The following is an 18,238-nucleotide window of genomic DNA, read 5'->3' as shown; positions in this document are numbered from 1 at the left end:
GGTCACATTTTCGCATCCAGGCTCTTGCCGGTCTCCACGTGGTGGAAACTCGGCACAAGCCTGGTGAGGGTCTCGACGATGGCGCCTTTGGCGAGGTCGGGGCTTTCGAACAGGGTGCGCAGGTCGGCGATGGTCGACCGGATGCTCGCCACATCGTTGTGCGTGCTGCCGGCGATCACGCCGAGGGAGTCGAACCGCGCGTGGTCGACCTCCTCGTCGGCCGTGAAGAACTCCTCGAACGGCTTCTCGCCCGAGGTCTCTGACGCGAAGTAGTACACCGGCCAGGTGGAATCCCCGGCGACGTGCCGCGCGGCGGCCTCTCGCGCCTCATCCTCGCTGGCGCACAGCACCGGCTCGTAACCGAGGTCGCGCAACAACGCGTCGGCGATGGTCGAGAAGGTGAGCATCCGGGGTTCGTCGAGTTCGGGGAAGAAGATCTCCCCCGGCGCGCCGAGTACACAGGCCAGCAGGCACAGCTGGCCGCTCTCCGCCGGCGAGACGAAGTAGCGGCGCACGTCGTGTGGGGCCGAGAGCGGCTGGCCCTTGGTGATCCGTTCGAGGAACCCGGCGGGCAGGCTGCCGTTGGAGAACGCGACGTTGGCGAAGCGAGCGGTGACGGCGGGCAGCAGCGAAGAGTATGCGAGCACTGCCTCCTCCATGAGCTTCTTGGAGGCGCCCATCACATTGGCGGGGTTGGCCGCCTTGTCGGTGGAGACGCAGAAGAAGTGCTGCGGCGGCTGCTCCAGAAGCAATTCGAGCAGCGCGACGGTGTTCATCACGTTGTTCTCGAGCATCGCCTCGATGGAGTAGCGGTCTTTCTCGCTGCGCACGTGCTTGTGGGCGGCGAAGTGGGCGACGACATCGAACGGGCCCTCGCGGCGCATCATCCTGGCGAAGACGGGGTCACCGAAGCTGATGGGGTAGGTCTTGTAATCGTCCGGCACGAACTGCCCGGCGACGCTGCGCAGGTCGCGGGTGAGCTCGGTCAGCGCATTCTCGTTGAGGTCGACGACGAAGAGTCGCGCAGGCTCGAACGGCAACAGTGCGTGGATGAACGACGACCCGATCGTGCCGGCTCCCCCGATGACAAGCACGGAACGACCGGCGATGGCCTCGCGCAGTTCGTCTTCGTGGGCGGCGAGGTCTGCGGCGAACAGCGACTCGTCGCGGCCCGTCACATGCTTCGCGATGAAGCTCTCGAGGTCGAGCATCACAGCACGCTCTCGACGGACTCGATTACGACGCGGATCACTTCGGCGACCTGCTCGTCGGTGAGCCCGTTGAACAACGGCAGGGTGATCTCGTTCGAGTACAGTTCGAGCGTCTTCGGGTAGTCGGCGATGTCGTATCCCCGGTTCTTGAAGAGGGTGAGGCTCGCCATCGGGATGTAGTGCACGTTGACGCCGACTCCACGGTCGGCGATTTCCTGGATGATCGCGTCCCGCGCGGTCTCGCTCGCGCCGGCGATGCGCAGCATGTAGAGGTGGCACGAGCTTTCGCGCTCATCGTTCTTCGACACCGGCAGGATCGCCCAGTCGCGGTCGGCGAAACCGTCCTGGTACTGGGCAAAGATGCGTTTGCGGTCGGGCAGCAGCGTCGATTCGTACTTGCGGATCTGCGCGAGCCCGATCGCGGCACCGATGTCGGGCATGTTGACTTTCATGCCCTGGTCGATGATGTCGTACCGCCAGGCACCCGGCTGGTTCTTCTCGAACGCGCTCTTGGTCTGGCCGTTGAGCGCGAAGGCGCGAAGGAAAACGTACTCGTCGTCGTTGTCGAACGGCTCGGGCAGGTTGATGCAGATCGCGCCGCCCTCCCCCGTGGTGATGTTCTTCACGGAGTGCAGCGAGAAGATGGCGGCATCGGCCTGCTTGCCGTTCGGCTGGCCTTTGTAGGTCGAGCCGATCGAATGCGCGGCATCCGAGATGAGCAGGATGCGCCCCAGCTTGTGCTGGCGCTCGGTCGACGCGGCGAACTGTGCGACCACCGCTGGCTCCGCCAGCACCGCCCTGATGGCGTCGTAGTCTGCGGGCCAGCCGGCCATGTCGACCGGGATGACGGCCTTCGTGCGTGGGGTGATCGCGGCGCGGATATTGGCGGCGGAGATCGTGAAGTCGTCGTCGACATCCACCATCACGACTGTCGCACCGAGGTTCATGGCGCACAGCGCGGTGGCGCTGTAGGTGTACGCGGGAATGATGACCTCGTCGCCGGGGCCGACCCCGAACCAGCGCAGCATCAGCATCGCGCCGGAGGTCCAGGAGTTCACACACAACACGGGGGTGCCGGTGATCTTGCCGATCTCGGCCTCGAGCTCGCGCACCTTGGGGCCGGTCGTGAGCCAGCCTGTGCCCGTGAGAGCGTCGTTCACCTCGGCGATGACATCGTCATCGATCAGGGGCAGGGAGAAAGGGATGGGCATCGGCAGTAAATCTATCAAGGAACCGTGGTGGCAGACTCGTGCCATGAGCATCACCAGCACATCCATCGCCGTCATTGGCGGTTCGGGCCTCTACTCGCTGTTCCCGCCAGCCGACTCTGAGACCCAGACCGTTGCCACGCCCTATGGGCCAGTGGATGTCACCACCGGGGTGCTCGCCGGTCGCAGCGTGGCGTTCCTGCCGCGCCACGGGGTCGGCCACACCGCCGCTCCTCACCTGATCAACTACCGGGCCAACGTCTGGGCGCTCGCCTCTCTTGGTGTGAGGGCGATCGTGTCGACCGCTGCCGTGGGAGGGGTCAATCCCGCGTACCCGCCCGGCAGCCTCGTGCTCGCCGACCAATACATCGACCGGACGTGGGGCCGCGCCGACACGTTCTACGACCGGGGCTCGGTGCAGCACCTCTCGTCGGCAGACCCGTTCTGCCCCGCCCTGCACGAGGCAGCGGAAGACGCCCTCGCCGGCGTCGCCATCATGGCCGGCACGGTTGTGGTCATCCAGGGCCCGCGATTCTCGACCAGGGCAGAGTCGCACTGGTTTCGCGCCGCAGGGGCCGACATCGTCAACATGACCCTGTACCCGGAGGTGCCGCTGGCGTCGGAGCTGAACATCGGCACCGTCAACATCGCCTACGTCACGGATGCCGACGCGGCGCCCGCCGATGAGGAGCTGAGCGCAGAGCTCGTGTTCGCGAGGTTTGCCGAGGCTCAGCCCCGCATCATCGCTGCGCTCGAGGCTGTCGTGGCGGCGATCCCCGACAGTTACGCTCCGCGCGAGCTGATCTCCCCCGCCGAAGTCGCCGCGGTGCTTGCCCGGAGCGCATCGTGACCATCCTGATCACCGGCGGAGCCGGGTTCATCGGCAGCGCGATCGTCGCCGAAGCGCTCCAGCGCGGCGAGACGGTGCGGGTGCTCGACTCGCTGCGGGCCGATGTGCACGGCGACGCACCCGTGGCGCCGCAGGGCGTCGAGTTCGTGCACGCCGACGTGCGCGATGCTGCTGCAGTGGCATCCGCCCTCGACGGGGTTTCGGTCGTCTGCCACCAGGCCGCCAAGGTAGGGCTCGGCGTCGACTTCTTCGACGCCCCGGATTACGTCGGCTCGAATGACCTCGGCACCGCCATGCTGCTGGCCGCCATGACGGCCGCCGGCGTCGGCAGGCTTGTGGTCGCCAGCTCCATGGTCGTCTATGGCGAGGGGGCGTACTCCGGCCCGAATGGGCTCACCCGACCCGCACCGCGCGCCGTCGCGGACCTCGACGCCGGCCGCTTCGATCCGCTCGACGCCGACGGCAATCCGCTGGTGCCGGAGCTCATCGACGAGGATGCCCCACTCGACCCGCGCAACGTCTACGCCGCGACGAAGCTGTCGCAGGAGCACCTCGCCAGCTCCTGGACGCGCGCGACCGGCGGCACCGCCGTGGCGCTGAGGTATCACAACGTCTACGGGCCTGGGATGCCGCAGAACACCCCGTACGCGGGAGTCGCGTCGCTGTTCCGCAGCGCGGTCGAGCGCGGCGAAGCGCCGAAGGTGTTCGAGGATGGCGGGCAGCGCCGCGATTTCGTACACGTTCGGGATGTCGCGTCGGCGAACCTCGCTGCCATCGACTGGACGTTCAGTGCCACCAGCGGCAGCTTCCGGGCCTTCAACGTCGGCAGCGGAGTCGTGCACACCATCGGGGAGCTCGCGGCCCAGGTGAGCCTGCACTCCGGCGGTCTGCCGCCCGTAACCACGGGCGAGTACCGGCTCGGTGACGTGCGGCACATCACCGCGTCATCCGCCCGCCTCAGAAATGAACTGTCGTGGATGCCCGCCGTCAGCTTCGACGACGGCATGCGCGAGTTCGCCACCGCCCCGCTGCGCCCCGCGGTGACCTAGGCGGGATCCCCCGCCGCTGCACCGCCGCGCCGCCGCGCCGCCGCGCCGCTCCTCCCACAATCGAGTGTGCGATTGTTGCCGCTTTCGGCGACTCGAAACGGCCACAACTGCACTATGGATGACGCGGCCTATGCTTGATCCGACCCGAGTCCGACCTGGAGGAGACATGCCCGCCAGCGTGACGGCATCCCCCACGATCGGTGATCAGCTCGCCGACCTGCTGACCCAGGTGGGCCCGATCGCCTTCTATCTCGCCGTGTGGGGCCTCGTTTTTGTCGGCACCGCGCTGTTCGTGGGTGTCTTCATCCCATTCATCACCGGCGATTCACTGCTTTTCGCGGCCGGGATCGCCACGGCCACCAACGACAGGCTGTCGATCTGGGTTCTCGCGATCGGGGTGGGCGTTGCCGCCTTTGCGGGCGACCAGGTCGGTTTCGTTCTGGGCCGCCACTTCGGGCGCCCCTACCTGAGTCGACGCCGCGGACGATGGATGCAGGCGGGCATCGCGCGCACCGAGCGCTTCTATGAACTGTTCGGCTGGTGGTCTGTGGTGGTGGCCCGGTACATCCCCTGGGGCCGGGTGTTTGTTCCCCCGGTGGCCGGAATCGCGGGCATGGCCTATTGGCGATTCCTCACCGCCAACCTCGTGAGCGCGGTGTCGTGGGGAGTCCTGATCACCGTCGTCGGCTACGCGGCAGGCTCGCAACCGCAGCTCCGTCCGATCGCCTATGTCGTCGCCGGGCTCGTGATCCTCGCATCCATCATCGCCGGAATCAGGGCGCTCGTGATGGACCGCTCGGCTCGGCGCGAAGCCGATCCCGGCGATCACACTGCCGACACCGCTAGCATCTGACGAGTGCCCACCCCCATCGTTGACGTCGTGTTTCCCTGCCTCAACGAGGAGGGCGCGCTGCCCTGGGTGCTGTCACGACTTCCGGAGGGCTACCGCGCGATCGTCGTCGATAACGGGTCGACAGATCGCTCGGCCGAGGTGGCCCTGGAACACGGTGCTCTCGTTGTCACTGAGCCGATCCGCGGCTTCGGTTCTGCCGCGCACGCCGGACTCACCGCGGCGACGGCTCCGATCGTGGCGTTCTGCGATGCTGACGCGTCCATGGACCCGGCAGACCTGCCAAAAGTCGTCGACCCTGTGCGCGCCGGAACGAGCGACCTCGTGCTGGGGCGCAGAAAGCCGACCACCCGCGGGGCCTGGCCCATCCATGCCCGCATCGCCAATCGCGCCCTCGCGCTGCTGATGCGACGCGCGACCGGCATCACTTTCAGCGATCTCGGGCCGATGCGCGCCGCCCGGCGCGACGCGGTCGTCGCCCTCGACCTGCGTGACCGCCGCAGCGGCTTCCCCCTCGAATTCGTGCTCAAGGCTCACAACGCGGGCTGGCGCATTACCGAGGTCGACACTCCGTACTCCCCCAGAGTCGGCAGGTCGAAGGTCACCGGCACCCTCAAGGGCACGATCATCGCGGTAAAAGATATGTCACGGCTCCTAGCCGCTCAGCGTAGGGCTCCGAATACCCTGACGTGACTACCCTCGTTCTCATCGCCAAAGAGCCGCTGCCCGGCAAAGCGAAGACCAGACTGCATCCCCCGCTGACTCTCGAACAGGCCGCCAGCCTCGCGGCGGCCGCCATCGATGACACCTTGGCCGCAATGCAATCGTTACCTGCCACGCGCCGAATTCTGCTGTTCGAAGGCAACCGCCCGCCCGCTCGCTCCGAAGACTATGACGTGACTGGGCAAACAACTGGCACTCTCGACCTGCGTTTAGGCGCCATTTTCGACGAGTGCACCGAACCGATGCTGCTGATCGGCATGGATACTCCGCAGCTGACCTCTGACGACCTGGCTCCCGCGTTCGGCGGCTGGCCGCTGAACGGCGCAGACAGCGACGTCGATGCCTGGTTCGGCCCGGCAACCGACGGCGGCTTCTGGGCGCTCGGCATGCGCGAACCTCGCGGTGACCTCATCCGCGGTGTCGAAATGTCGCAGGATGACACGGGCGCGGCCCAGCTCGCACGACTGCACGAGGCCGGCCTGACGGTGGGCACCCTCCCCACGCTCACGGATGTCGACACCATCGACTCCGCCCGCGAAGTGGCCGGGATCGCACCCCACACGCTGTTCGCCCGCACCCTCGACCAGTTCGAGCAGGCAAACCGATGAGCCTCGCGGTAGCAACCTTCGGCGCCGGTGGTGCGGAGCCGTACGCCAGCGCCCTGCGCGGCGGTGATCTGCTCTACCTGAGCGACACCCGCACCAGTGCCACCACCCGCGTGACGATGGATGTGTCGCGCTGGAACGCCGACGCCGATCACGTCGACCTCACCCTGCTTTCGCGCGTCACCGGGCCTGTGCTCGACATCGGTTGCGGCCCCGGCCGCATGGTGCGCGCCGCGATGAATCTCGGGATGCACGCCGTGGGCATCGACGTCTCGGCGGCCGCGCTCGAGATCGCCGGCAGCCTCGGCGGTTCGTTCTTCCAGGGCTCAGTCTTCGACCGTGTGCCCGGTGAGGGAATGTGGCAGACCACGCTACTCGTCGACGGAAACGTGGGCATCGGTGGCGACATCCCGAGCCTGCTGGCCCGCTGCCGCGACCTGCTGTCAGCGACCGGCGAGATCGTGATCGAGCTGAATGCTGACGCCAGCCACGAGGAGCACTACTTCGCGGAGGTTGTCGACAGTCACGGCAACCGCAGCGACTCATTCCCCTGGGCCGAGATCGGCCTCGATCGCCTGTGCCTGATGCTCGACCACCTCGGCCTCGAGCTCGTTCAGTCCTGGGAGATCGACGGGCGCGCGTTCTGCCGTCTCGCCAAGATCACATAGCCTCCGCACGCGGAGCAGCTGCCCGATTCAGCGATGCGCTTAGGCGCGTGATCTGTTCCTGGCAGCCACGACCAGGTAGCCCGCGATCGCGGCCGCGGTCACCACGGCAAGCCCCGCGTAGAACAACACGAGGTTGAGCCCGTAGTCAAGCGGCAGAATCGAGGTGTTGGCCGAGCCGATGTCTTTCTTCAGCATGGCGGGCACCACGATCACGAAGAAGATCGCGGCGATGGCCAGCGCGCCCTGCAGGATGGCGATGACGACAAAGGGGATCTTTCGCGATGCCCTGCGCATCAGGATGCTCACGCCGAAGATCGCGAACGCCGCAATCCCGTCGTGGATGACGAGGGCGCCGAGAAACCAGATCGCTATTCCGATGTAGTTCTTCGGGGCGACGTCGTTCAGCAGCACGATGGCGCCCACCACGAGCATCGCGATGCCGAAGAGGATCAGCCCGGTCTGCCAGCGTCGCGTGGTGGTCATCGGCCGGGCAAGAACGGGTTCGGGGGCGGTGGTGATACTCATGACAGAACCTCCAGGGTGCTGAGCCATTTGGTCTGCAGCACACCTGGGCGCGCTGGCGCGATCATGCGGGCCGGATACCCGTGGTCGATGTCGAGGGGTTCGCCTTCGAGGTCGAGCGCAACCAGGGTGAGGTCATCCCGAACGAATTCTGGCCCCATGGTGGTCTGGGCGTACGAACTTCCCTGCTCGAGACTGGTGATGCGCACCGTCGAACTCGGGTCGCCGTCGACCGTGGCGATGAGCTCTTTCAGCCTCGGGCCCTTCCAGGTGGCGTACTGGCTCCAGCCTTCGACGCAGGCGATCGGCAGCACCACCTCGTGCTGGGGCATCGCCCGCAGTTCCTCGTAGCTGAATGATTTGGTGGATGCGCCGTTGCTGACGGTCAACTGCCAGTCGGGCGCCGTCGCGCTCTCGAGAACCTTCGCGCGTTTCGCCGTGCGGTTCACGGGGAGTCCCTGCGGTCCCGTGTCATTCTTGCGGGCGCCAAAAAGGTTGGTGGCGTCAAAAACCCGGAACGACTGGCCCGCGGTGAGGGTGACGAGGGCCGCCGAGGCCACCGCGACGGTCGCGAAGAATCCGCGGCGGCTGGTCTGTGGTGGCAGCGTCGGTGACCGGTCGATCCACTCGAATATGCGGCCGGTGATCCCCGCGTTCTGCACCTTGCCGGTGAGCCGCTGCAGCTCATCCTGACGCTGTGGCTCGGGCTCGGTCGCGTGCTCCACCAGGTGGCCGTCGGCCGTGAGCGCGTCACGCTTGCGCCAGTACTGCGCGATCACCGGCAGCTTCAGGGCGATGTGGATGGCCAGCGAACCGATGATCACGAACGACAGGGCGTAGTGCGTCTGGCGGAACGGGAAAGGGAACAGCGCGTACCACTGGTACGTGTTGAGAAGTCCGATGGTGATCTGCACGAGCGATGACGCCACGAACACGGTGATGGATGCGCGCTCGAGGAAGTGGGGGAAGGAGCGCACCGGCGGCGTCTGGAACAGCTCAGGGAAGATCGTGTAGAGCTTGGCGAAGATCAGCGGGAAGCACAGGATGCCGGCGGTGATGTGGATGCCCTGCGAAACCTGGTACAGCCAGATCGGCCTGGTGAGGAACACCATCCAGGGCAGCGGTTCCTGGATGAAGTGGCTGTACAGGCCCGTCAGGAAGGTGATGATGAAGGCGATGCCCAGCAGTCGTCCGAGCACGACAGCCGCCCGCGGATTGCGCGAGGGTGCAGCCAGAGAATGCCGCGTCTGGTGCAGTAAGCGTTGAACCTGCCATTTCAGCAGCACGTGCGACCTCCCATGGTCTATCCGAAGACTAACGGCGACGTTGGTTCGTAGCCGTCACCGAATCCGACAGGATGGATCTGTGCGAATTGCGTTGACCTCCCTGCTGCTGGCCGTTGCCGCGGCCGGAACCGCCTGGTCGATCACCGCCCTGCCGTACTACGACGACAAGTCCGGCGCCCTGCTTCCCCTCGTGTATGTGACCGCCGGCCTGTGGATCGTGTTCGGGTTGTCGATCGTGGCGCTCCGTGCCGTCCGCACCCGGGCCGCGGTCGTGCTGATACTCATCGGTTCCGTCGCGATCGGCGGCGCCGCGATGGCCGGCCCGCCGAACACGAGCACTGACTCCGCCCGGTACGCCTGGGACGGCATCGTGCAGAACGCCGGAATCTCGCCATACGACCACGCCCCCGCCGACCCGGCGCTCGCCGACCTGCGCCCGGAGTGGCTGTTCCCCACCCCCGTCGTGAAGTCCAACGGAGAGCTGGGATGCACCGGCCCGCGCATCATGACGGTGAAAGAGCCGAAGACGGGCGACGTGCTCTGCACGGCCATCAACCGGGCCAAGGTCACCACCATCTATCCCCCGGCCAGCGAGATCTTCTTCGCCGCGGTCAGGTTCGTGACCGGACCAACACCCCAGTACTGGCCCATGCAGCTCGCCGGTCTGATCATGAGCCTCACCACCACGGTGCTCCTGCTGCGAGCGCTCGTCGCGCGCGGCCGCGACCCACGCTGGGCAGCCCTGTGGGGGTGGTGCCCCCTGATCGCGACCGAGGGAGTGACCAATTCCCACGTCGACATTTTGGGCGCGATGTTCGTGTTCATCGCCACTCTGCTCGTGTCGACCCGGCGGCCGACGCTGGGTGGCATCGCTCTTGGTATCGCGATCTCGAGCAAGCTCATCCCGGTCATCGGGTCGTTCGCACTGTTGAAGCGCAACCCCTTCAAGGTCATCCTCGGCTCGATCGCCGTCTTCGCCCTGCTCTATGTGCCCTACATTCTGGCGAGCGGCATCGACGTGCTCGGCTACCTCCCCGGCTACCTCAGCGAGGAGGGCTACACCTCGGGCACGCGCTTCATCATGATCTCGCTGGTGGCTCCGGGCGCCGCCGCGCTCGTGGTGGCGGGCATCCTGATTCTGATGACGGCGGCGCTCACCTGGTGGAAGTCGAATCCGGATGACCCGTGGCTGGCCCAGCTCGTCATGATCGGGGTCACCCTGCTCATCGTGACGCCGCGCTACCCCTGGTACGCGCTCATGCTCGTACCCATGATTGCGATGACGGGGCGCTGGGAGTGGCTGGCCGTTCCCCTCGCGCTGACGGAGCGGCTGCTCATCCCTTCGGTCGATCTGGCACGTCTCACCGTCACTCTCGCGATCATCCTGATCGTCGCAATGACGCTTCACCGCGCCGGGCCCGGGGCACTGTCACGACTGGGGAAGCAGATTCGGCATCCTTTCGGCGGAGCAAAAACCGCGGAACTACGCGGATTTCACTCAGAGTTTGTAACGGAAAGGTAACGGAGCGAACTGATTCCAATCTGATTTGGCACAGGGGGCCGAACACTCATCAGCACCAAGAACACCCCCAAACCAAACAAAGGATTGAACCAATGCGCACCTTCTCCAAAGTAAGCCTCGGCCTCGCTACTGCAAGCCTTCTCGTTGCAGGACTCGCTGGCTGCTCGGCTTCTACCGCCACCACGGACACCGAAGAGACCACCGCTCCTGCTCCCTCGGCTGAGGCCGACCCGCAGCCGCTGGCATCCATCCCCGCCCTCGACGGTGTTGACACCGCTGTTGCTCTCGACCAGGGATTCGTTGACGCCCTCACGAGCCTCGGCCTCACCCCCGGAGTGACCGGAACCGCGACGCTGGTTGACGGCTCGCTGCACTTCCCGATCACCGGTGGAAACGTGGACTACTACGACCCCGCCGCGAAGTACCGCCCGTACGTCCAGGGTGAGATCCTCCACGAGGGTTCCGGAATCACGCTGACCGCTGGCGACACCGTCGTGGGCCTCAGCGACTTCAAGATCGACCCGGGAACATCACGCCTCACCGGTACCGTCACCGCCAACGGTGAAGAGGTCGGCAAGGACATCTACATCTTCAACCTCGACGGTTCAACCCTGAACCCGCTCGAGTCCGACGCTGATGGCAACGCCGTCCTGCAGGGCACCACGGTTCTGATCAGCCCGGACGCCGCCGGCCTGCTGAACTCGACCTTCGGCACCGACGCTGTCACCGACAAGCTCGTCGTCGGCATCGCCACCATCACTGCAAAGGCGAAGGCGTAACTACCGCCCCCGCTTCACCCGGAAGCCCCGCTACGCGATTCGCGCAGCGGGGCTTTCCGCATATCCGGAGGTTCCCCCGTGCACGGCACGTTCCCAGCATCAACCGCCGCCCCGACCGCTAATCTGCAGAGATGACCGCGACGATAGCCCGCGAGTCGGATGGCACCCGCCAGCGCCTGCGCCGCCGCGCCACACTCCCGCTACTGGCGGGGCTGCTCGGCTTCACGATCTCCATGATCGGGATCACGATTCCCGGCCTCTGGTACGACGAAGCCGCCACCGTCATCTCGACCACTCGCAGCTGGACCCAGCTCTGGGCCGAACTCGGCAACGTCGACGCGGTCCACGCCCTCTATTACGCCGTCATGCACCTCGTCTTCGACGTGTTCGGCTACTCGCCCCTGTCGCTCAGGATGCCCAGCGCCATCGCCGTCGGCATCGCCGCCGCTCTCGTGGTCATCCTTGGCCGTCAGCTCGGCAGGCCGAGGCTCGCGATCATCGCCGCTGTCGCGTTTTGCCTCATCCCCCGCGTCACGTGGATGGGAACCGAGGGCCGCTCGTACGCCCTCACCGCCACCCTCGCCATCCTCGCCACCGTCGTTCTCGTGCGCGCTATCCGCCTCGGGACGCGCGGATCGTGGGTTCTGTACGGATTCGTCGCTCTGCTCTCCGTCACCGTCTTCATCTACCTCGCGCTCGTGATCGTCGCGCACGCCGTGACGGTCGCCTGGCTGCTGGCCGAGCGCAGCGGCCGCGCCAGACTGAACGCCAGGAACTGGCTCATCTCGGCGGGGGTCGCCGGTGTGCTGAGCATCCCCTTCGTGCTCGAGACAATGAGCCAGAGTGGACAGATTTCGTGGATCGGGCCACTGACGGGCCTGACCGTGCAGGGCGTGCTGCGGTCGCAGTGGTTCTACTCGAGCGAAGCGTTCGCCATCGCGGCCTGGGCATTCACCGTGGTCGGCGTCATCGTGATGGTCCGAGCGCTGGTTCTGGCGCGCAGGGTCGCCAATGGGCCGGCCGGCCACGCTGCCCGCACTTTCCTCGCCGTCGTGCTGCCCGCGATGCTGGTGCCCACCCTCGCGCTGCTGTTCGTCAGCGCCGTGTACCAGCCCATCTACCAGCCGCGTTACCTCAGCATGTGCACGCCGTTCGTGGCGTTGGCAATAGCGGCCGGCATCGACGCCATCCGCTGGCGTCCGGCATCCGCGATGGCGGTCGCGTTGCTCGTGGTGCTCGCCCTGCCGCAGGTCACACTCCAGCGCACGCCCGAGACGAAAGAGTTCTCGTCGTGGGCGCAGGTCGCCGACCTCATCGCCGCCGAACGCGCGTCAGACGGGCCCGACAGCACGACCGCCATCATCTACGGAGAACTCTGGGGCCATGCGAAAGCGACGACCAGGGCGATTGCGTACTCCTATCCCGAGCAGTTCGAATCGACGGTGGATGTCACGATCCTCACGCCAGCGGCCGAAACCGCCCAGCTGTGGGAGACCCGCGCCCCGATCGCCGAATCACTCGACCGGCTGGACGGAACCGACGTCGCCTACCTGATCACGAGCACGACGCGCGACCTTCGCCCCGCCACCACCGAGGCGCTCGCCTCGGTCGGCTGGCACGTCACCGACGAGTGGAGCTTCACCCACGTCAACGTGCTGAGGTACGTCCGCGACTAAGGCCGCGCCTGCCCGCGGCCGCCCGCCCAAGGCGCAACCGGATGCACGAACCGCGGCACATCGCGGCACCAAGCCGCGTCACGCAACGTTTGCCGCAGTTCGCGCGCCGTTCGGGCCGGATGCCGCGGCTCAGGTGATGACGCGGGCGCCGTGCACCGGGCCGGACGCCCGCACCACGGTGAGGCGAGCGGCGCTGAGCGCGATCTGCAGCTCGAGCGACGAGTCGAGGTCGGCCGTCAGGAAGGCGATGGTCGGACCCGACCCTGACACGATCCCGGCGAGCGCGCCGTTCTCCTCGCCGAGCTCGAGCACCGCCGCCAGAGACGGCTGCAGGTGCAACGCCGGCGCCTGAAGGTCATTGTGGAGGCATTCCGCGAGCATGTGCGGATCTCCCGCCCGCAGTGCCTGCAGCACGTTCGTGTCGACGGTGGGCGCGATGGACGCGGGGAAGATGTCCTGCGAGTGGCGATCGCGGTGCCGGTCAAGCTCGCTGTACACCTCCGGGGTCGACAGGCCGAAGTCGGCCAGGACGAGAACCCACTGGAACGTGCCCTTCGCCAGCGCGGGGCTCAGCTGGTCGCCGCGCCCGGTTCCGATGGCCGTGCCACCGGTGAGCGCGAACGGAACGTCGGCACCGAGTTCGCTGGCGAGGTCGAGCATCTCCTCGCGGGGCAGGCCGGTGCCCCAGAGGGTGTCACAGGCGAGGAGGGTGGCCGCGGCATCCGCAGACCCGCCGCCCATGCCGCCGGTCACCGGTACATGCTTATCGATCTCGAGCCGCACACCACCGCGGTAGGCGGTGCGGCGCGCGAGCAGCCGTGCGGCCTTGATGGCGATGTTGGAGCCGTCGGTCGGCACCCGCGAGAGGTCGACAGTTCCGGTCAGCGATACCGAAAAATCGTCGGCGGGATACGCGCGCACATCCTCATAGACAGACACGGCCTGGTAGGCGATTGCCACGTCGTGGTAGCCGTCATCGAGCAGCGACCCGACCTTCAGGAAGACGTTGATCTTGCCCGGCGCACGGGTGTGCACCACGTGTGATCCCGGCCCCGATGTCATGAGTCCAACCTAGCGCGCAACGGGATGACCGCTCAGCCGCGGGCCCGCGCCACCGCGAGGAAGTCGGCGACGGTGAGCTCCTCGCCGCGGGCCGTGGGGGCGATTCCGGCAGCCTCGAGTGTTGCTGACGCATCGGTCGAGCCGCCCAGCACACTCGAGAGCGCCTGACGGAGCATCTTGCGCCGCTGCTGGAATGCGGCATCCACCAGCTCGAAGGTGGCGAGGCGCTCCTGCTCGGTTCCGGGCTGCTCGTGCCGCTCGAAGCGCACGAGGATGGAGTCGACGTTGGGCACCGGCCAGAACACCTGGCGGCTCACCTGCCCCGCGGTCGAGAAGTTTCCGTACCAGGCGGCCTTCACGCTCGGGCTGCCGTAGATCTTCGACCCTGGGCCGGCCGCGACGCGCTGGCCGACCTCGGCCTGAACCATCACCATCCCGCGCTGGATGGTCGGGAAGCGCTCCAGGAAATGCAGCAGCACCGGCACTGAGACGTTGTATGGAAGGTTGGCGACGAACACCGTCGGGTCGTTCGGAAGCTCGGTGACGCGCAGGGCATCCTCGGTGATCACGGTCAGCACGGCCTCGGGCTGATACTGCGCGACGGTGGTCGGCAATTGGGCCGCGAGTCGCCTGTCGATCTCGACGGCCACCACGGAGGCGCCGGTCTCGAGCAGCCCGAGCGTCAGCGATCCGAGGCCGGGGCCGACCTCGACGACGGTCTCGCCGGAGGTGACGCCCGCCGATTTCACGATGCGCCTGACGGTGTTCGCGTCGATCACAAAGTTCTGGCCGAGCTTCTTGGTCGGCTGGATGTCGAGAAGTTCGGCGAGCTCCCGGATCTCGACCGGCCCCAGCAGGGTGCCGCCCGATGCGGCGCTCACGCGAGATCCGCGAAGGGGCCGTCGGGGGCGGTGACCGGCTCAGCATCCCAGCGCCCGTAGACCTCCTCGGTCGTTGAGGTGATCTGCGCCGCCAGCATGGAGACCTCGGTCTCCAGATGCGCGGCCATCGCGCGCAGCGTGTACGGCAACAGGTATGGCGCGTTCGGGCGGCCACGCAGCGGGTGCGGCGTCAGGTAGGGGGCGTCAGTTTCGATCAGGATGCGACTGCGCGGGATCACCGCGAGAGCGTCGCGAAGCCCCCCGGCGTTCTTGAACGTCACGGTTCCGGCGAATGACAGGTACCAGCCGTTGTCCGCGCAGAGCCGCGCCATGTCGGCATCCCCGGAGAAACAGTGGAACACCGTTCGTTCGGGGGCACCGACACGCCTGAGCGTCTGGATGACCTCAGCGTGGGCATCCCGGTCGTGAATCTGCAGCGCGAGATTGTGGCGTTTCGCGATCTCGATGTGCGCCTCAAACGACCGGAATTGTGCGTCTCGGCCGTCTTCTCCCGTGCGGAAGAAGTCGAGCCCTGTTTCGCCGATGGCCCGCACGCGCGGTCGTGCCGCGAGCTCGTCGATCTCGGCCAGGGCCTCATCGAGGGTTCCGGATTCCGCGTAGCGCGGCGCCTCGTTCGGGTGCAGTGCCACGGCCGCAAGCACGCGCGGCTCGACGCTGGCGACATCCGCCGACCAGCGTGAGGTCTCGAGGTCGGTGCCGACCTGCACCACACCGCGAATCCCCACACTGGATGCGCGGTCGAGGTGCTCGTGATAGTCGAGCTGCCCGCCGGGGCCGCCGTCAGAGATCTCGAGGTGGGTGTGGTTGTCGTAGGTGCCGACGACGAGCGCTTCCGGCAGCGGTGGATACTCGAGATCCCGAGGGCCCTCGGTGTCTCGATGCCGGATGTGCGCCCCAGTCACGCCGCGCCGTCGGCTTCCGTCTGCTCGATGCGCGGGAATAGCGGAGCGGCGAGCGGGGTGATGCTCGCGCCGCCCTTCCACTGCCAGGCGCGGTCGACGCGCTGGTCTTCGACGCTGCCCTCGCCGCCGAGCGCCGCCCACAAGATGGGTGTCGCCTTGGGGAGCACCGGCGACAGCAGCACGGTGAGAGTTCCAAGGCCGTGCACGATGGTCGTGAGAACCTGCGCGAGCCGATCGCGGTTCGCGGGATCCTTCGCGAGCGCCCACGGCTCCTGCTCGGTGATGTACCCGTTGAGCGCATCGACGAGTTCCCAGATGGACGAGAGCGCCTCGTTGATCGCGAAGCGGTCGATCGCGGCGTCGGCGGCGACCGTGACACGTTCGGCGAGGGCAGTGATGGGGGCGTCGGCCGTGGCCTCCGGGATCTTGCCATCGAAGTATTTGGTGGCCATCGCAACCGTGCGGGATGCCAGGTTGCCGAAGCCGTTCGCGAGCTCAGACTGGTAGCGGGCGCTGAGGTCTTCCCAGCTGAACGAGCCATCCTGGCCGAACGTGATCGCCGACAGGAAGTAGTAGCGGAACGCGTCAGAGCCAAACGTGTCTGTGATCTGCGTGGGCGCGATGCCGGTCAGCTTCGACTTGCTCATCTTCTCGCCGCCGACCAGCAGCCAGCCGTGGCCGAAGACCGCACGCGGCACCTCGAGCCCCGCCGCCATCAGCATGGCGGGCCAGATCACGGCGTGGAAGCGCGCGATGTCTTTACCGACGATGTGCACGGCGGGCCAGCGACGATCCATCAGGTCGTCGTCGATGCCGTAGCCGGCGGCCGTTACGTAGTTCAGCAGTGCGTCGAACCAGACGTAGACGACGTGGGTGTCGTCCCACGGAACCTTGATGCCCCAGTCGAAGCTGGAGCGCGAGATCGAGAGGTCGGCGAGGCCCTGCTTGACGAACTGCACGATCTCATTGCGTACGCTCGACGGCTGCACGAAGTCGGGGCGGCTCTCGTAGAGGTCGAGCAGCGGCTTCTCGAAGGCGCTCATCCTGAAGAAGTAGTTCTTCTCCTTCAGCACCTCCACCGGCCGGCTGTGGATCTTGCAGACCAGCTGCCCGGCGAAATCGCCGTCTGCCGTCTCCATGAGGTCGTCGAGCTGCTTGTACTCCTCACAACCGACGCAGTAGTAGCCCTCGTACTCGCCCGAGTAGATGTGGCCGTCGTCGTAGAGCTTCTGCAGGAAGGTGGATACCGCCTTCTCGTGGCGCTCGTCGGTGGTGCGGATGAAGTCGTCGTTGGCGATGTCGATCGTCTCAAGCAGCGGCTTCCAGGCGTTCTCGACCAGATTGTCGGCCCAGGCCTGCGGTGTCGTGTCGTTGGCGACGGCGGTGCGAAGGATCTTCTGCCCGTGCTCATCGGTGCCGGTCAGCAGCCAGGTGTCGTCGCCCCGCTGCCTGTGCCAGCGTGCGAGGACGTCAGCAGCCACCTCCGTGTACGCGTGACCGATATGCGGAACATCGTTGACGTAGAAGATGGGCGTCGTGATGTAAAAGGAGTCTCCGGCGGCCATGGCTTAATCGTACCGGGCTGGATGCGCGTGTTACCGCGCCGCGAGCGCGCCCTCGTACAGGTCACGCCGCGAGAGGCCGGTCTGGTCGGCGACCTCGGTCGCGGCCTCCTTCAGGCGGGAGCCCTCTGAGACGAGTTTCAGCACCTGCGCGATACCGGTCGGCAGATCGGATGTCGCGGGCTCTGCTCCCTCGACGACGAGACAGATCTCGCCGCGAGCGCCATCCTTGAACTTCTCGGCCAACTCGGCGGCGGTGCCGCGCGCGACCTCCTCGTGGAGCTTGGTCAGCTCGCGGCACACCACGGCCCTGCGGTCGGCACCCAGCGCGGTCGCGAGGTCGGCGAGCGCTGCGGGCAGGCGGTTGGGGCTCTCGAAGAAGACCATGGTGCGCTCCTCGCGGGCGAGGGCTGTGAAGTAGGCGACGCGGGATTTGCGCGGCAGGAACCCCTCGAACGTGAACCGATCGGTGGGTAATCCGGAGACTGCCAGGGCAGTCAGCACGGCGCTCGGTCCCGGCAGCGCCGTGACCGTCACCCCTGCCGCGGCTGCGGCGGCCACGAGTGGGAACCCCGGATCGCTGATCGCCGGCATTCCCGCATCACTGAGGATCAGAACATCCACCGCCCTGGCCAGCTCGACAATCTCGGCGGCCTTCTCGCTCTCGTTGTGCTCGTGCAGCGCGATGAGCCGCGGACGGTTCTCGATGCCGAGGGCGCGCATCAGGTGGATGGTGGTGCGGGTGTCTTCGCTCGCGATCACCTCGGCGTTGGTGAGCGCCTCGATAAGTCGCCGTGATGCGTCGCCGAGGTTGCCGATCGGGGTTGCCGCGAGGATGATCACCCGCCCATTCTCCCAGCC

At 66.8% G+C, this 18,238-nt stretch carries 18 protein-coding genes; 9 read left to right on the top strand and 9 right to left on the bottom strand.

Going from position 1 to position 18,238, the window contains the following annotated elements:
• Nucleotides 1–2: 2 nt before the first annotated feature.
• Nucleotides 3–1,211, bottom strand: coding sequence for a polysaccharide biosynthesis protein (locus tag QMG83_RS11925; protein ID WP_283505627.1), 1,209 nt, complete (start codon nt 1,209–1,211; stop codon nt 3–5).
• Entirely contained in the window at nt 1,211–2,422 is a 1,212-nt protein-coding gene (locus QMG83_RS11920) for a DegT/DnrJ/EryC1/StrS family aminotransferase (protein WP_283505626.1), read from the bottom strand. The genes QMG83_RS11925 and QMG83_RS11920 overlap by 1 nt, the downstream gene beginning before the upstream one ends.
• A 43-nt stretch (nt 2,423–2,465) precedes the next feature.
• On the opposite strand from QMG83_RS11920, the gene QMG83_RS11915 reads away from it, so the two are divergent.
• From QMG83_RS11915 to QMG83_RS11890, 6 genes are all read left to right on the top strand, one after another.
• Nucleotides 2,466–3,269 carry an MTAP family purine nucleoside phosphorylase gene (locus QMG83_RS11915; RefSeq protein WP_283505625.1) on the top strand — a complete coding sequence of 268 codons (804 nt, stop codon included), beginning with the start codon at nt 2,466–2,468 and terminating at the stop codon, nt 3,267–3,269.
• Complete coding sequence (locus QMG83_RS11910) at nt 3,263–4,318, top strand: NAD-dependent epimerase/dehydratase family protein (protein WP_283505907.1); 1,056 nt, start codon at nt 3,263–3,265, stop codon at nt 4,316–4,318. The genes QMG83_RS11915 and QMG83_RS11910 overlap by 7 nt, the downstream gene beginning before the upstream one ends.
• Before the next feature lie 166 nt (nt 4,319–4,484).
• Nucleotides 4,485–5,171 (top strand): DedA family protein, encoded by a 687-nt coding sequence (locus tag QMG83_RS11905; RefSeq protein ID WP_283505624.1) that lies wholly within the window; start codon nt 4,485–4,487, stop codon nt 5,169–5,171.
• A gap of 3 nt (nt 5,172–5,174) precedes the next feature.
• On the top strand, nt 5,175–5,861 hold the full coding sequence (locus QMG83_RS11900; protein ID WP_283505623.1) for a glycosyltransferase family 2 protein: 687 nt from the start codon (nt 5,175–5,177) through the stop codon (nt 5,859–5,861).
• On the top strand, nt 5,858–6,499 hold the full coding sequence (locus QMG83_RS11895) for a TIGR04282 family arsenosugar biosynthesis glycosyltransferase (RefSeq protein ID WP_283505622.1): 642 nt from the start codon (nt 5,858–5,860) through the stop codon (nt 6,497–6,499). Before QMG83_RS11900 ends, QMG83_RS11895 begins: the two co-directional genes overlap by 4 nt.
• Entirely contained in the window at nt 6,496–7,164 is a 669-nt protein-coding gene (locus tag QMG83_RS11890) for a class I SAM-dependent methyltransferase (RefSeq protein WP_283505621.1), read from the top strand. Before QMG83_RS11895 ends, QMG83_RS11890 begins: the two co-directional genes overlap by 4 nt.
• A gap of 39 nt (nt 7,165–7,203) precedes the next feature.
• Here the strand turns inward: QMG83_RS11890 and QMG83_RS11885 are convergent, their stop codons facing one another.
• Both QMG83_RS11885 and QMG83_RS11880 read right to left on the bottom strand, forming a co-directional pair.
• Complete coding sequence (locus QMG83_RS11885) at nt 7,204–7,689, bottom strand: hypothetical protein (RefSeq protein WP_283505620.1); 486 nt, start codon at nt 7,687–7,689, stop codon at nt 7,204–7,206.
• Nucleotides 7,686–8,885 carry a molybdopterin-dependent oxidoreductase gene (locus QMG83_RS11880; RefSeq protein ID WP_283505619.1) on the bottom strand — a complete coding sequence of 400 codons (1,200 nt, stop codon included), beginning with the start codon at nt 8,883–8,885 and terminating at the stop codon, nt 7,686–7,688. The genes QMG83_RS11885 and QMG83_RS11880 overlap by 4 nt, the downstream gene beginning before the upstream one ends.
• A 166-nt stretch (nt 8,886–9,051) precedes the next feature.
• On the opposite strand from QMG83_RS11880, the gene QMG83_RS11875 reads away from it, so the two are divergent.
• The 3 genes from QMG83_RS11875 to QMG83_RS11865 all read left to right on the top strand — a co-directional run bounded on the left by QMG83_RS11875 (nt 9,052) and on the right by QMG83_RS11865 (nt 12,949).
• Entirely contained in the window at nt 9,052–10,494 is a 1,443-nt protein-coding gene (locus QMG83_RS11875) for a glycosyltransferase family 87 protein (RefSeq protein WP_283505618.1), read from the top strand.
• Nucleotides 10,495–10,586: 92 nt separating this feature from the next.
• A complete protein-coding gene (locus tag QMG83_RS11870) occupies nt 10,587–11,273 on the top strand; it encodes a hypothetical protein (RefSeq protein WP_283505617.1) in 687 nt (228 codons plus the stop codon).
• 131 nt (nt 11,274–11,404) lie between these two features.
• Complete coding sequence (locus QMG83_RS11865; RefSeq protein WP_283505616.1) at nt 11,405–12,949, top strand: glycosyltransferase family 39 protein; 1,545 nt, start codon at nt 11,405–11,407, stop codon at nt 12,947–12,949.
• Between the two features lie 129 nt (nt 12,950–13,078).
• Here the strand turns inward: QMG83_RS11865 and QMG83_RS11860 are convergent, their stop codons facing one another.
• Genes QMG83_RS11860 through rsmI form a run of 5 tightly spaced genes read right to left on the bottom strand, consistent with a single transcriptional unit; the run spans nt 13,079 to nt 18,220 of the window.
• Nucleotides 13,079–14,011 carry a 4-(cytidine 5'-diphospho)-2-C-methyl-D-erythritol kinase gene (locus QMG83_RS11860; RefSeq protein ID WP_283505615.1) on the bottom strand — a complete coding sequence of 311 codons (933 nt, stop codon included), beginning with the start codon at nt 14,009–14,011 and terminating at the stop codon, nt 13,079–13,081.
• Between the two features lie 32 nt (nt 14,012–14,043).
• Nucleotides 14,044–14,892 (bottom strand): 16S rRNA (adenine(1518)-N(6)/adenine(1519)-N(6))-dimethyltransferase RsmA, encoded by an 849-nt coding sequence (gene rsmA, locus QMG83_RS11855; protein WP_283505614.1) that lies wholly within the window; start codon nt 14,890–14,892, stop codon nt 14,044–14,046.
• Nucleotides 14,889–15,815, bottom strand: coding sequence for a TatD family hydrolase (locus QMG83_RS11850; RefSeq protein ID WP_283505613.1), 927 nt, complete (start codon nt 15,813–15,815; stop codon nt 14,889–14,891). The genes rsmA and QMG83_RS11850 overlap by 4 nt, the downstream gene beginning before the upstream one ends.
• Entirely contained in the window at nt 15,812–17,380 is a 1,569-nt protein-coding gene (gene metG / locus QMG83_RS11845; protein WP_283505612.1) for a methionine--tRNA ligase, read from the bottom strand. The genes QMG83_RS11850 and metG overlap by 4 nt, the downstream gene beginning before the upstream one ends.
• 30 nt (nt 17,381–17,410) lie before the next feature.
• The gene (gene rsmI / locus QMG83_RS11840; RefSeq protein ID WP_283505906.1) at nt 17,411–18,220 is read right to left on the bottom strand and encodes a 16S rRNA (cytidine(1402)-2'-O)-methyltransferase; all 810 of its coding nucleotides are present in this window, start codon (nt 18,218–18,220) and stop codon (nt 17,411–17,413) included.
• Nucleotides 18,221–18,238 lie beyond the last annotated feature (18 nt).

This window comes from Salinibacterium sp. G-O1 (assembly GCF_030063305.1).
Lineage (GTDB): Bacteria > Actinomycetota > Actinomycetes > Actinomycetales > Microbacteriaceae > Rhodoglobus.
This window is presented reverse-complemented; position numbering and strand designations above follow the sequence as displayed.